The 14,587-nt window shown below is 43.7% G+C and carries 11 protein-coding genes; 3 read left to right on the top strand and 8 right to left on the bottom strand.

Annotated features, from left to right (window positions below):
* Positions 1 to 25: 25 nt before the first annotated feature.
* The gene (locus IP485_RS06820; RefSeq protein ID WP_198326599.1) at positions 26 to 661 is read right to left on the bottom strand and encodes a hypothetical protein; all 636 of its coding nucleotides are present in this window, start codon (positions 659 to 661) and stop codon (positions 26 to 28) included.
* 270 nt (positions 662 to 931) lie between these two features.
* Here IP485_RS06820 and htpX point away from each other — a divergent pair, with 270 nt between their 5' ends.
* The gene (gene htpX, locus IP485_RS06815) at positions 932 to 1,846 is read left to right on the top strand and encodes a protease HtpX (protein ID WP_198326598.1); all 915 of its coding nucleotides are present in this window, start codon (positions 932 to 934) and stop codon (positions 1,844 to 1,846) included.
* 90 nt (positions 1,847 to 1,936) lie between these two features.
* On the opposite strand, the gene IP485_RS06810 is transcribed toward htpX, so the two are convergent.
* From IP485_RS06810 to IP485_RS06800, 3 genes are all read right to left on the bottom strand, one after another.
* Positions 1,937 to 2,470: a hypothetical protein gene (locus IP485_RS06810; RefSeq protein ID WP_198326597.1), complete on the bottom strand. Its 534-nt coding sequence runs from the start codon at positions 2,468 to 2,470 to the stop codon at positions 1,937 to 1,939.
* A 292-nt stretch (positions 2,471 to 2,762) separates the two neighbouring features.
* Positions 2,763 to 4,037, bottom strand: a complete 1,275-nt coding sequence (locus IP485_RS06805; RefSeq protein ID WP_194364245.1) for a saccharopine dehydrogenase family protein — start codon at positions 4,035 to 4,037, stop codon at positions 2,763 to 2,765.
* A 311-nt stretch (positions 4,038 to 4,348) separates the two neighbouring features.
* Complete coding sequence (locus tag IP485_RS06800; protein WP_198326596.1) at positions 4,349 to 5,590, bottom strand: carboxynorspermidine decarboxylase; 1,242 nt, start codon at positions 5,588 to 5,590, stop codon at positions 4,349 to 4,351.
* A gap of 99 nt (positions 5,591 to 5,689) precedes the next feature.
* On the opposite strand from IP485_RS06800, the gene IP485_RS06795 reads away from it, so the two are divergent.
* A complete protein-coding gene (locus tag IP485_RS06795) occupies positions 5,690 to 6,355 on the top strand; it encodes a DUF924 family protein (protein ID WP_198326595.1) in 666 nt (221 codons plus the stop codon).
* Positions 6,356 to 6,473: 118 nt separating this feature from the next.
* On the opposite strand, the gene IP485_RS06790 is transcribed toward IP485_RS06795, so the two are convergent.
* From IP485_RS06790 to lpxB, 3 genes are all read right to left on the bottom strand, one after another.
* On the bottom strand, positions 6,474 to 7,718 hold the full coding sequence (locus IP485_RS06790) for a CAP domain-containing protein (RefSeq protein ID WP_198326594.1): 1,245 nt from the start codon (positions 7,716 to 7,718) through the stop codon (positions 6,474 to 6,476).
* 243 nt (positions 7,719 to 7,961) lie between these two features.
* Entirely contained in the window at positions 7,962 to 8,846 is an 885-nt protein-coding gene (locus IP485_RS06785) for a ribonuclease HII (protein WP_198326593.1), read from the bottom strand.
* Between the two features lie 51 nt (positions 8,847 to 8,897).
* The gene (lpxB, locus tag IP485_RS06780; protein WP_227686468.1) at positions 8,898 to 10,145 is read right to left on the bottom strand and encodes a lipid-A-disaccharide synthase; all 1,248 of its coding nucleotides are present in this window, start codon (positions 10,143 to 10,145) and stop codon (positions 8,898 to 8,900) included.
* Between the two features lie 485 nt (positions 10,146 to 10,630).
* On the opposite strand from lpxB, the gene IP485_RS06775 reads away from it, so the two are divergent.
* Entirely contained in the window at positions 10,631 to 11,713 is a 1,083-nt protein-coding gene (locus IP485_RS06775) for a 3-deoxy-7-phosphoheptulonate synthase (RefSeq protein ID WP_198326591.1), read from the top strand.
* 116 nt (positions 11,714 to 11,829) lie between these two features.
* On the opposite strand, the gene pepN is transcribed toward IP485_RS06775, so the two are convergent.
* Positions 11,830 to 14,430 (bottom strand): aminopeptidase N, encoded by a 2,601-nt coding sequence (gene pepN / locus IP485_RS06770; RefSeq protein ID WP_227686467.1) that lies wholly within the window; start codon positions 14,428 to 14,430, stop codon positions 11,830 to 11,832.
* Positions 14,431 to 14,587 lie beyond the last annotated feature (157 nt).

The following is a 14,587-nucleotide window of genomic DNA, read 5'->3' as shown; positions in this document are numbered from 1 at the left end:
CTCGTTTTTATACATTTTTTAAAGGTTAGTTTTGGTCATCGTCTGATTCCGAGAAATCAAAATACAGAATATTTGACCAGAGTCCAAGACCCAAATCATAGATAGCTTGTTCTGAGTGATGCACGGGCAGTGCTTTTGGCGATGTTGGACGACGACCAAACAGTTTTGCCAAGAAGCCAATAGGTTTAGGCTGCTTGCTTACTACTGGTGTAGGTGGCAACAGTAACTGGTAGGCTGCAGCTATCTCTGGCTGAAGGTTTTTTATTTGATTGAGAAGTGACAGATTTTGTACCTCTACTGGCGTTTCACTCATCTCAAAGATCTCACCACATTCTAAAATAAAATACTGGCTTTGATTTTTTGGGTCTTTTAAGAACTCAAGCGCCTCAGCAATAGGGACTTGTGCCTCAGGCAAGACAATTTTGGCTAAGAATTCCTCAAGATTTTGCACGCCGGTTTGGTAATCACCAATCAATGCGATTTTTTCCGCGCTGTCCCAAATCACTGATATACAGGCCTGCGGATTGCCAGAGAGTAACACTTTAAAAACGATCGGAATGTCGTAATTATATTCTGAGATACCAGTTAGCACACGGCTGCTCTCATTTTGATTAGGTTCGGGGATAATGTTGGTCGAATACAGATAGCTACGGTTTGCCATAATACTCATTCCTATTGCCATTAACGCCATTATTGACTAATAGTCAAGTCTATATAAATCCGCTACATCGTCATCCTCGCTAAGCATACTAATGTATAACTTGCACTCGGTTTCCTTGTATCGAAATTATATTGAACTGACTATACAATATGCCCTCATTAAACTGACACTATTGATATAAAACCAAAGTAAAATCTATCATATCAAATAACCCTCTGAGATAACGCTCTGTTGAGGCACTACCGATCTATTGAATAGGAATTTAACATAATGATGCGTATTGGCTTGTTTTTGTTGACCAACTTAGCCGTGATTGTGGTGTTTAGCATTGTATTTGGCATACTATCCAGATTTTTTGGGATTGGCGGTGTGCACAGTGCAGGTGGTCTTAACTATGTCAGTCTTGCCTTTATGTGTGGCATCTACGGTATGGTTGGCTCGATGGTGTCGCTATTTATATCAAAGTGGATGGCTAAAAGATCAACGGGTACAGTGGTGATAGAATCCCCTCGTAACTCGACTGAGCAATGGCTAGTTGATACAGTAGCCAAACAAGCGCGAGCCGTAAACATCGGTATGCCAGAGGTTGGTATATTCAATAATTCGCAGCCAAATGCTTTTGCGACTGGTTGGAATAAGAACAAGGCGCTGGTGGCGGTATCGTCTGGTCTACTACAGAATATGACAGCCGATGAAGTCGAAGCGGTATTGGCACATGAGATTGGTCATGTGGCCAATGGTGATATGGTAACCCTTGCCCTTATTCAAGGCGTGGTCAATGCTTTTGTGATGTTCTTTGCACGCATTGTCGGCAGTTTCGTTGACCGTACTGTGTTCAAAAACACCAGTGATCGCCCAGGTATCGGTTACTTTATCACCAGTATTGTGATGGATATCTTACTTGGGTTTTTGGCGTCTGCCATCGTGATGTGGTTTTCACGCTTACGTGAATTCCGTGCGGATCAAATGGGGGCAAAACTTGCCAGCCGCGAAAAAATGATCAGTGCGCTTGATGCGTTACGTCCTTCTGCACAGCGACCAGACCAGATGCCTGAGAGCATGAAAGCCTTTGCGATCTCATCAGGGCAAACACAAGGTTTTAGTATTGCAAACCTATTCCGCTCACACCCCACTCTTGATGACCGTATTGCGGCGTTGAGAGAATATAATCCTAATCAAAACTAACTTGGGTTGCTGTTCTATGATGAGTTCTGGGCGTAATTTATAGGTCGATTTAATGGTCTATAAATTACGCCATAGTATCGATAACAGGAATTATGATATTTCCGTAAGAAGTTCTCCAGTCTTTGAATTTCTCGCGATTTTCAATTTAGATGGATAATCATTGCCAACTAAATTGAGTATATGTACAAGTACTTCTACTGTTATAAAAAATAATTTTTTATTTTTATCTCGATCAGAGGTAAAGTAACAATAAGAAAGCCCTTTGCTATCTTCTATTACAACTTCAAATATATAGCTATGCACAAACTGGTTGCATAAAAATCTGAGATTTTTTGTTTCACATCTTGTATCATTTAAGTCGTATAGTTCGTTCAGCTTATGACTGTTGAGCATAGTCACGTTTTTCAGATTAGGACTCCAGCCAAGATTAACTTCTAGCTCCCTAGTAGAATCACTTATTTTAGCGGTGTCCATTAGTTTTCTAATAGAATAGAAACTGATGAATATGTCTTTTTCAATTTGAACTAAATCTCTTAAGTTTATATCTTTTAATTTTGAATAGCTTGCTAAACGATTTGCACACTCTAGAAGAGACTCTTTCCAGTAGTAAGATTCTGAGATCAATTTGTATGCCTCCTAGTTAAATAGATCAGCATCCTTAATATGAGTGACGTAGGATGCGTCCAATGCACCGATAAAGTAGATATAAGTATGAGTTGATAAGCTGACTTTCAAGCATTCCAATTGAAGCTTATTCAAAGAAGCCTCAATTACAATAGATAGTAGCAAGAACACAATATCGCTGCTAGTCCTGACAGTATCAGTCCTCATGTCTCATTATAAAACTTAAGTAGAAACCCAGACATAAAAAAAGCCTATCTATAGAAGACAGGCTTTTCTAAATCAAACTCGTTATTTAAATATCAAACTCAAGTGCTCTATCACCTTCGCTATCCTTGATACGCGTTGGCAAACCAATCTTGTTTAGTAGATTGATAAACGGCTTGGCATCTAGCTCTTCGACATTGACCATCTTGCCCGCATCCCATTCACCAGTCGCGACCAGTATGGCAGCAGCAACGGGTGGCACGCCTGCGGTATAAGAGATACCTTGGCTACCAACTTCGTTATAAGCATCTTTGTGATCTGAGACGTTATAGATAAACACTTCGCTATCAACACCGTTGATCTTGCCTTTGACCTTATCACCAATGCAGGTCTTGCCTGTATAGTTCGGTGCAAGCGAGCTTGGGTCTGGTAATACTGCTTTGACTACTTTAAGTGGCACAACTTCTTGACCTTCAGCAGTCATCACTGGCTGCTCAGATAGCAATCCTAAGCTCTGTAGGACGGTGAAGACATTGATGTAATGCTCACCAAAGCCCATCCAAAAGCGAATGTTTGGCACATCTAAGTTGGCTGACAATGAATGAACTTCATCATGACCACTCAGGTAACTATTCTGTACGCCAACCACTGGCAAGTCATCAGTACGTTTGACTTCAAACATTTTGTTAGACTGCCACTTGCTATCCTGCCAAGAGTAAACGGTACCAGTGAACTCACGGAAGTTAATCTCTGGGTCAAAGTTGGTCGCAAAGTATTTGCCATGGCTACCTGCATTGATATCAATGATATCGATATCGGTAACTGAACCTGCATCCATCATGTCATAGCCAAGACGCGCATAAGCATTGACCATACCAGGATCGAACCCTGCACCTAAAATGGCAGTGACATTGTTGTCTGCACAGCGCTCTTTACGTTGCCATTCGTAGTTGTTGTACCACGGTGGCGTCTCACAAATCTTACGTGGATCTTCATGTATCGCCGTATCAATATAAGCAACACCTGTCTCAATACAGGCTTCTAATACCGTCATATTGATAAATGCCGAGCCGACATTAATGACGATTTGAATTTCTATTTCTTTGATCAATTGCACCAGCGCTTGGCTGTCCATCGCATCGACTTGATGCGTGTGCAAAACCGCAGCTTGTTTAAAGCTGTCTTTTTCTTTTACGCTTTGCGCGATATCATCGCATTTGTCTTTGGTACGTGAGGCGATATGAATCTCACCAAGCACATCATTATGCATCGCACATTTATGCGCGACCACTTGAGCGACACCGCCTGCTCCGATGATGAGTACGTCTTTTTTGTTGGGCTTAACTGGTTGGTTTGTGTTCAATGAACAATCCTCCTTTGTGTCCCTGTCGATACCATTGATTGTGGCTATGCAAAACAGAAACGAGTGAATGATATGCGTGAATTAAAAAGGAAGACCGAGGAAAACCCACGCACCCGTCGGGCAAATACCACTCTAGTATTTGCCCGACGCGATTATAACAATTTTTATAACATCATCGGTAAAAAAAATGTATAAAAAACACAGATACTAAAATATTCACCAATATAAGCTAAGCCTTTGTTTTTTATTACTTAAAATTATAAAAACTCGACAATAGCATGGTAATAAAGATCAAGCACTGGTGTTGAGCATTAAGATAGGCTGGCTTTGTAATCCTGATAGTCAAACTCACGCTGCACATCAATCGATCCATCAAGGCGACGAATCACAATGGCAGGCATGTTGACACCATTGAACCAGTTTTTCTTAACCATCGTATAGCCTGCGGCATTACCAAAGGCAATCTGATCGCCTATCTGTAAATCACTTGGCAAGTCATACTCACCAAAGATATCCCCTGCTAGGCAAGAACGGCCATAAATAAGCGTACTGTCTGTATCGTTTTCGAGCATCGGTTCTGACGTCTCAATGACTGAATGACCAATAGGAGCGATATCCATCGCCGTGTGATTGATAGCGGCAATGGGTGCTGACTCACGATAAATCAGTAAATCAAGCATATGCGCCTCGATAGAGGAATCAACCACGGCAAGGTTTTTTTCATTGTGCATGGTGTCTAAAACGGTGGTCACCAATGTGCCAGCGCCATGAATGCTCGCCTCACCTGGCTCAAGGTAGACTTGAACGCCATAGGTTTCGCTAAACGATTTTAAGCGTTCAGCCAGCTTCTCTAGCGGATAGTTAGGAGCGATGAAATGAATACCGCCGCCCAAACTGACCCACTCAAGCTGCTGCAAAATATCACCGAATCGTACTTCGATATCAGCCAAACTTTCGCTAAAATCCTCAAAACTGTCGTTCTCACAGTTGTTATGAATCATAACGCCCGTAATGTCGCCAAGCACCGCTGCAATTTTGTCTTTATCATGCTCGCCCAAACGACTAAATGGGCGCGCAGGATCCGCAATGATAAAAGACGAGTTGCTGGTTTTCGGGTTAAGTCGTAGTCCTACAGGAATGTTTTTCGAACGTGCTTGCGCCCCAAAAGCATTGAGCTGCGAGATAGAGTTAAAGATGATTTTATCCGCGTATTTTAATACTTCAGGCATCTCATCTGCACTATAGGCCACGCTATAGGCATGAGTCTCTTTTTTGCCTTGGCTATCAGCATCGTCATTGTTGCCAAAAGTTTCATACCCCAGTCTGACTTCATTGAGTGATGATGAAGTTGTACCATGCAGATACGGCTGCATGACATCAAACACGCCCCACGTAGCGAAGCATTTTAGTGCCAATAATGCCTTGGCACCAGACAACTCACAGAGCCGCGCGATGATTTTCATGTTGGCCACGATCGCGGCTTCATCCAATACATAGTAAGGCGTTGGTGGCAATGATACGCCGACGAATTGTTCTAAATTTTTTGCATTCATAATAGATTACCTAATAGAAACTCTGCTGTTGGTATCTTGACAGACAGACATAAATATTTGCGCTATAGTAGACTAAACTCATCATAATTAGAATATTTTATGTCACTATCAACGGATTATTCTACTCCTGCTAGTCGATCTCATTCACCGCAGCTCGATTCAAAAAGTATAAATCTGACGCATCTTAACGCTGACGCATGTGCTGTCTTGGATTTTTGGTTCTATAAAGACAGTGAGCCTTATTGGTTTGTACAAGATGCTCGCTTTGATCAGCAGATAAAGGATAAGTTCGGCAGTATTTGGCAGGCAGCGATACAAGGAGAATGCGTCACGTGGCGTACGGCGATGTCCTCATTGGATGGTAATAGCTCAATCACCGCTTTGGCAGGACGACTGGCCGAGATTATCGTATTGGATCAGTTTTCACGTAACCTATGCCGCGGACAAGCCAGTGCCTTTGCCCAAGACAGTATGGCATTGGTACTGGCCCAAGAAGCCATTCAGCAACCCTATTTTAATACATTACCGATGCAGTGGCGCAGATTCATTCTTATCCCATTTATGCACTCTGAATCAGCGCTGATCCATACACGTTACTTGCCATTGTTCGAGCAGTTAGACGACGCCAACACCTTAGATTTTGAACATCGTCACAAAGCAATTATTGATCAATTTGGTCGTTATCCGCATCGTAATGACACACTGCATCGCGAGTCAACAGAGGATGAGAAAAACTTCCTCAGACAACCAAACTCATCATTCTAAAAGATTCCCAGTTCAATTAAAAACTCTCTAAAATGACTCAAAAAAACGGCTGAACCAGTGATCTGATTCAGCCATTTTTTGTGTGATTTCAGCGATGCAATCTAAATAGCAAATTTCCCTAGTAATTGACATTACCTGTGGTAAAGGTAAATGCTTGCTGCTTTAACGTTTTATTGTCAACTAGGACATCAAAACTCACTTGATATTGAGTATTGCCATAGAGTCCACAATTCCCGCCTTTTTTACTACCTACCTCACAGCTTTTGAGGGCATCGGTCATCGGTAATATAAACGCTTCGTTCGCGGGTAGTGCATAGTTGGTATTGAGATAAGGATCATTGTCGACGTCAATGAGCTGACTCGGTACATCTGTCGCCCGTTGCAAATCTCGAAATTTGACATTACTGACCTTAATGCTCTTGGCAGTTGGCATACTGATATAAATAGGCTGCCCGATAGGGTCAGTACGTAAATTGCGCCCAGTACCTCTCACTGGATTTGGCGTCTCATTATATAGTGCAGTCACTGTACCTGTCACATTCTGACATGGGTACGTAAACACTCCTGAGAACGTATTGTCTGCTGACGCTTTTGTCGCTGACGCATTGCTCACCAGTACGTAGCCCCGATTGTTAGCAGCGTTCTTACCATTGGGGTTATAAGTGAGCATCCCCGTCCCCACTAAAATAGAGGCTGGCATCATGAGCGAACGCAAGTGATAAGGCGCTGATAGCAACGATTTTGCCATCGAGCCTGCCACCATCTCTGAGCTTAAAAAATCGCCTGCTGAACTATAATAGACAGATTGCGCGATGTTTTCGGTGACACCATATTGTGAATTGAGATAGTTTGCGTTTATTAAACGATCTGCTAGGTCTAATCCATTAAAAAAAGGATTGTTTGAGCCTGTCACATTTGCGATATCGGCAATTTCATTTTCAAAGTGAGAGTTAAAGCTGGTCGGTGTGCTGTTTGCAAACACGTGCTTGATATAGTTGGCATGCTGAATAGCAATGTCATCGAGATCCGTATCAACAGACAGACCTTTTAGGCCGCAGCTCGTTCTGGCAATACTGAATTGATTGTTGGCACTGAGCGCTGCCTGTGCGTTATTGACGGGATTATTATCCTTATCAACTGGTACGCTCGGGATATTTCCATCATTATCAGGTGTTTCGATGATTGGTGCTGATAGTATGGGTTCTGAGGTTGTTGGTTTAGGAGTGTTCTCTGCTTGAGTAGCTGGTGATGGGTCATTAGATACAGGCGTACTATCAGAGTCTTCGCCGCTGCCACCACAAGCCGTTAGGAACACTGTCAAAAACAGCAGTGCCGCTAGATTTTTTTGGGAAGTGTTGGCCATTATCTCTTATCCTTAAAAAATAACTTATAAAAAACAACCTATATAAATTGCGATGAAAATGGAAATCCTTTATGTGAGTATTGGTAGTCGGTTCACCTTTTGCTATTTCGATACAATCTTTATTGTATTATAAACCACAGGCTTTTGCTTTCTAACTTACAAATAAAAAACCTGCTACTCGTTATCAATGAGTAGCAGGTTTTTATTCCAGATAATAGCTTCATTTTGCTTAGGCTATTTAATTTATTCACTTGCTGATGCATGCTCGAGTGCTCTTTTCACTGGTGCAAAACTGCGTCTATGTTCAGACAAGACACCATATTTTTCAATCGCCTCCATATGCGCACGCGTCGGATAGCCTTTATGTTTGGCAATGCCATACTCTGGATGCTCGGCATCGAGTGTATACATGGCTTTATCACGGCTCACCTTTGCCAATATACTGGCGGCAGCGATACTGGTATGACGGGCATCGCCCTTTACCCACGCTTGGCAATCAATAGCACTGGTCTCTATACCCAATGCATCAAATATCGATTGGTTCAATTCAGGACAGCGATTGCCATCAAACAATACCTGCATCTGTAACTGATTTGGCTGATTATCTATAGCTTGTACGGCCAGTGCCTTGATAACCGCTTCTACCAGCACTTCTGTGCATAGCCGCATACCGAGCATCGTTGCTTGTAGAATGTTGACCTGATCAATGACCGCTGCCGGTATCTCCGCAATGAGATAACCCACTGCATGCTGTTGAACCAGTGGATAGAGCAGGTCTCGCTTTTTTTCACTCAATTTTTTGGAATCTGTCAGTATTGACAATGGTGTTTCTTTAAGCAGCTGCTCTTCAATCAATCCCGACCAAGTGGCTGGTAATATCGCTGCGGCCACATTAACGCTACCCAGTAGCGGGCCACGTCCCGCTTCATCTACCCCAATCTGTAATATTGACGGCGTTGAACCTTGCTTACTCTGCATTGGATACTGAGCCTGCAGCTGGGAGACGTTTAATTGTCCAAACAAGCGGATGGGTGTGGCCAACTCGATATACTGACCTTTAATATCGATTTTTTCGATATCCGCACCAATTGGCTTAATGGTGTTTTCTACATTGGACTGAGTATTCATAGCGCTTTGCTGTCTGTCTTATTGATAATAAATGAAGAGTCGTTGGCTGTGTTAATCCTGCGTTTGAACAAAGAACTGGTCAATCACGCTATTGGCAGGCTCGTGATTGCTTTGCTGCTGCAAGGCTTGCTTGGTGGTGATAAGGTCTTTTAGCTGCTCAGCGTAAGCGCGTGGCTGCAATAAGCGCATGACCGTACGGCAAATATTATCCCCACTCGCCTGCTCTTGTATGAGTTCAGGAACAATAGCCGCACCTGCCAAAATATTGGGCAGTGCCACATAAGGGACTTTTACCAATCGTTTGGCAATCTGATAGGTCAGCTGGTTCAGCTGATACACCACAACCATCGGTCGCTCGAGCAGCAGCGCCTCTAATGTGGCGGTGCCAGACGCGAGCATGACGATATCTGACGCGGCCATCGCGTGCTGGCTAAATTCTGGCTGTGTATCATCGTAGACGACGACAATGGCTGCACGCAGTTGCTCTGAGCACCGATCAATGACATCTTGGACAATGTATTGATGGTTTTGATCGACCGTTGGAATGATAAAGCACAGTTTTGGGTCTAACAGTATGAGCTTTTGAATCCCATCAAGCATCAATGGCAAAATCGCTGTGATTTCGCCGCGGCGTGAGCCTGGCATCACACAAATCAGCTGGCTCACATCATCAAAGCGCTCGATAAAAAACTGCTGTAGACCGTCATTGTGCCAAACGAGCTCACTGCGGCGCTGATTAATCGGTACATCTATCAGCGCCTGATCGATGGTTCTTAGCAACGGATGACCCACACAGATTGCTGGATGATTGTGACGCTCATAGACCGACAGCTCAAATGGAAACAAACACAACACTAAATGGGTCGCCGCTTTAATATTATGGATACGCGACTCACGCCACGCCCACACAGAAGGGCTGACATACTGTACACAATATATACCTTGAGGCTTGAGCTTTTTGGCCACTCGCAGATTAAAATCAGGCGCATCAATACCGATAAACCAATCGATACTAGCGGCCTTAAAGGCACTTAATAGCTCTCGGCGTGCTTTGAGTAAGTCTGGTAGTTGCGCCATGACCTCGACCAGACCCATCACGGCCAGACGCTCCAATGGAAAAATACTCTGTAACCCTTGCGCCTGCATCTTTGCGCCGCCCACACCTACCCAGACGATGTCATCGCGTAGGTTATTCATCTGCTGCATAAAATCTGCGCCCAAGCTATCGCCTGACACCTCCCCTGCGACAATGGCGATCACTAGCGGCTTGACATCTGTTTTGGCCGCTTGGGCATTCATCTGGGTCTGGTAAATCAGCTCAGCTTGTTGATGAGACATCGCAGAATCTGTCATGATAAGCTCTCAATATTAAAAACATACAAATAAAATAAAAAGCCATTGTTGTGAAATACAACACAATCAATCGGCGATAGCATCTTATGAATAATAAACGTTTTGCACCTTTATTATTTTAGCGGTCTACTGTTAGGGTGTGTCTTAATGTTGCTATCATACGTGACCATGATACAAATAGCTAAATTCGTATATAAAATTTCAGCGTTTACGGTGCCCATGTATCGCCAAACTTTATAATTAAACAGAAAAACCAAATGCTAAAGCGACATTTAAGACACTAAATATCATGCCAAGTACTTATAAGTATAACTAAGTTTTGGTTTCCTCATTCCAGTTATCAGTCAATTAACTGCTCGACTGCCCTTGTCAACCAACACTTTTGTCCGCATAATGATTGTTCCTATAAATCAGCTAGACGATATATAATCATGACAACATCAGTTACCCATAATGTAGATATTGACGACGTGAATATTGAAAAATTTATTCCTTTGATTACTCCCGATGAGCTAAAAACCGAGCTACCTCTATCAGACGAGGCTTATAAAACCGTACTAAACGGTCGAAAAACCATTCAAAACATCTTGGATGGTAAAGACAAGCGTCTGTTTGTGGTCATCGGACCTTGCTCTATTCATGATATCAAAGCCGCTCATGAATATGCTGATCGCTTGGCCGTATTGGCAAAAGAGATCGAAGACAGCGTGTTTGTCGTGATGCGTGTTTATTTTGAAAAACCGCGTACCACCGTCGGCTGGAAAGGCATGATCAATGACCCTGACATGAATGACAGTTTCGATATCGAAAAAGGCTTGCGTACTGCTCGTAAACTACTTCTTGATCTAAATGAAAAAGGGCTACCGTGTGCGACTGAAGCACTTGACCCAAATACCCCGCAGTACATGCAGGACTTGATCAGCTGGTCAGCAATTGGCGCTCGTACCACTGAAAGTCAAACGCATCGTGAGATGAGCTCAGGCTTGTCTTGCCCAGTTGGGTTCAAAAACGGTACTGATGGTGGTATGACGGTAGCAGTCAATGCGATGCAAGCGGTTAAGGAAGGTCATAGCTTCTTAGGTCTATCCTCAGATGGTAAAGTATCAATCATCAAATCTAAAGGCAACCCTTACGCACATGTGGTACTACGCGGTGGTAACGGCAAACCGAATTATGATGAAACTGCGGTTGCTCAAGTCGAAAACGAGCTAGCAAAAGGCAAAACCAATAGTAAAATCATGATTGACTCAAGCCATGCCAACTCAGGAAAAGACCCGTATCTACAACCGATGGTCATCCAAAACGTTGCAGAACAAATTCAAAATGGCAATAAATCAATTATTGGCATGATGATTGAGAGTCATCTAAAAGGCGGCAATCAAAAGCTGACTGCTGATCTAAGCCAGCTTGAGTATGGTAAATCTATCACTGATGGTTGCCTAGACTGGGATAGCACCGTCGTAGCCATGCGTAGCTTACATGCTATGGTAAAAGATATACTACCAAATCGTTAATATCGATTGCTGATCGTTTGCGTTTTAGAACACAGTTATATCAGCAAATAACAAAAAGCCCGTTTGGCACTTTATAACCAGTGCCAAACGGGCTTTTTTTGTTCGTATCTCTTTAATTAACTATCTGCAGCACCCAACACGCTATCCAAGCTTTCAATGACATGCTTAGACGTTACGTTCTGCTGTAAATCTATCAGCTGATCCTGTGCTATTTGACGGTGCGGCTCTGCCAAGGTATTCCAACGTGCCAGCACTTGAACCAGACGCGAGGCTAATACTGGATTGGCATCATCCAGTTTTTTGATCACATCAGTATATATCTTCAGACCCTCTGCCGTCCATAATACCGTTGGCTGTGAGCTAAAGGCACTGATCACTGAACGGACACGGTTTGGTGTATTCCAGTCAAAATCTGCATGCTTAAGTAATGATGTTACTTTATCAGGCGTCACATTATCAGCGGCAGCTTGTACACTGAACCACAAGTCAATCACCAAATCATTGGCTTGAAAGCGCTCATAGAAGTCCGCCAAGTAATCGTCAGCTATGTCCAATTGATGGTTGACCATTGCTTTTAGTGCACCAAAACGTTCTGTCATACAGCTGGCATTGTCATATTGCTGCTGCGCCCAGTCGGCTGCACCATCCACATCAGCAGTCAACGCCATATCGAGTACCACATTACGCAAAGCACGAGTCCCGCGAGCCTCAGCACTGTCTTCATAAGACTGCATTGGCAGAGTTGCATATAAGACGGCCCACTGATCTTTTAGGGTATCAGCTACTTGCTTGTATAAGCTATTGCGTTGGTTTTTGACCAATGCGGGATCATAGTCTTTGTGAATGGCAGAAGCCAGCTCTTGCGCGGAAGGAACATCAAGCAACCTTGCGGCCAGCATCGCATCATCAGCCGCCAAGACAGGCAATGTCTGTGCCAATGCCTCTAAGTACACATCAGGGCTGCTTTTCGCACCTTGACCTTGTAATAAAATACGATTCACCAGCATTTGAGTCACTTGCCAGCGATTGAAGCCATTGGTCTCATGCTTGAGCAAAAATGCCAAATCTGCGTCTTGATAATCGTAGTTGAGCTGTACCGGCGCACTAAAATCTCGCAGTAAAGACACCACAGGCTCACTGACGACATTCCCAAAGACAAAGGTTTGGGCAGCTTGATCGAGCAGTAGCATACGCTCAGCGACAATATCGCCAGACTCTTTATCAAACAGCGCAGTCGCCACCGGTATCGGCAACGGTTTTGGCGCGTCAAAACCACTAACATGGCGAGTCTGCTGACTTAAGCTAATAGTCAGTGTTTTTGCAGCGCTGTCATAGTTTTGATGACCCGATACCACTGGTGTCCCAGGCTGACGATACCAATCAATGAAATCCTCGATTTTGTTATCAGTGATACTGAGTGCTGACAAAAAATCCTCAACCGTCACTGCTTGTCCATCGTAACGACGGAAATACTCATCCGTGCCCTTACGGAAGTCATCTGGCCCTAAGGTATTGGCAATCATCCGCACAATTTCAGCGCCTTTCTCATAGACGGTGGTCGTATAAAAGTTATTAATCTCAACAAAGCTCTCTGGGCGTACTGGATGTGCCAGTGGGCCTGCATCCTCGGCAAACTGATGGGCACGCAACGTTGCCACATCATCAATACGCTGTACCGCACTCGACTGCTGATCCGCTGAGAATGATTGGTCGCGGTAGACAGTGAAACCTTCTTTTAGGCACAGCTGAAACCAATCACGGCAGGTGATGCGATTGCCTGTCCAGTTATGAAAGTACTCATGAGCGATGATGGCTTTGACGCTAAAGCTACGCGCATCGGTGGTCGTCTCAGGACTAGACAACACGCAGGCTGTATTGAAGATATTGAGGCCTTTGTTTTCCATCGCACCCATGTTGAACTGACTGACCGCAACGATCATATAACGATCTAAATCATAGGCTCGGCCATAATTGACCTCATCCCATTTCATGGCATCTTTTAGCGCTTGCATGCCGACATCGCATTTATCGATATCGACAGATTTTGCATATATTTCAAGCAAGACCTCGCGGCCTTCACTGGTCGTATAAGCATCCGTCAATACATCCAAATCAGCGACGACACAAGCAAATAGATAGCTTGGTTTATTGGTTGGGTCATGCCAAATTGCATAATGACGGTCTGGCGCATCGGTCACCTCACCTGCTTCGACCAGATTACCATTAGCCAATAGTGTCGGGTAACGCTTGTCTGCTTCTAGACGCGTGGTGAATATCGCCAATACATCAGGACGATCTGGGTAAAAAGTAATCTTGCGAAAGCCTTCTGGCTCACACTGGGTCACAAACATCGTATCGGCACCGCTACCTGCCATGTATAGACCTTCAAGCGCGGTATTGGTCTGCGGGCAGATGCGTACTTGAATATCTAAGGTGACTTGCTCAGGCGCATCATGAATCGTGAGCTTACCCGCTTCTTGGCTGTAATGCTCAGCTGCTAGTTTGTCACCATTCATAGTAATGGCCAGTAGCTCTAAATCTTCACCAAATAGGACAATAGCGCCCGCTGTCTGACGCGTCATTTTAAGTGTGCTGTCTACTTGGGCATAATCCTCAAATAGTTTAATATCCAGATGGACAGTATCGACATCAAAGCTGGGCTTCTGATAATCCTTTAAATTAATTTTGCTTGGCGCATGTGGCGGCACATCAGGCATGTCAGGATTGATGATTTGAGCATCCGTTTCAGCAGTAGACATAAGACTTCCTATTATTATTGATGATATAGATATATGGTTGATAGCGATTTTACGTTGAGCTGACAATGATGATATATGATATTAGTAAGCAACGCGTTATAACTAAATTGACTTA

The organism is Psychrobacter sp. NG27, assembly GCF_016106655.1.
Classification (GTDB): domain Bacteria; phylum Pseudomonadota; class Gammaproteobacteria; order Pseudomonadales; family Moraxellaceae; genus Psychrobacter.
This window is presented reverse-complemented; position numbering and strand designations above follow the sequence as displayed.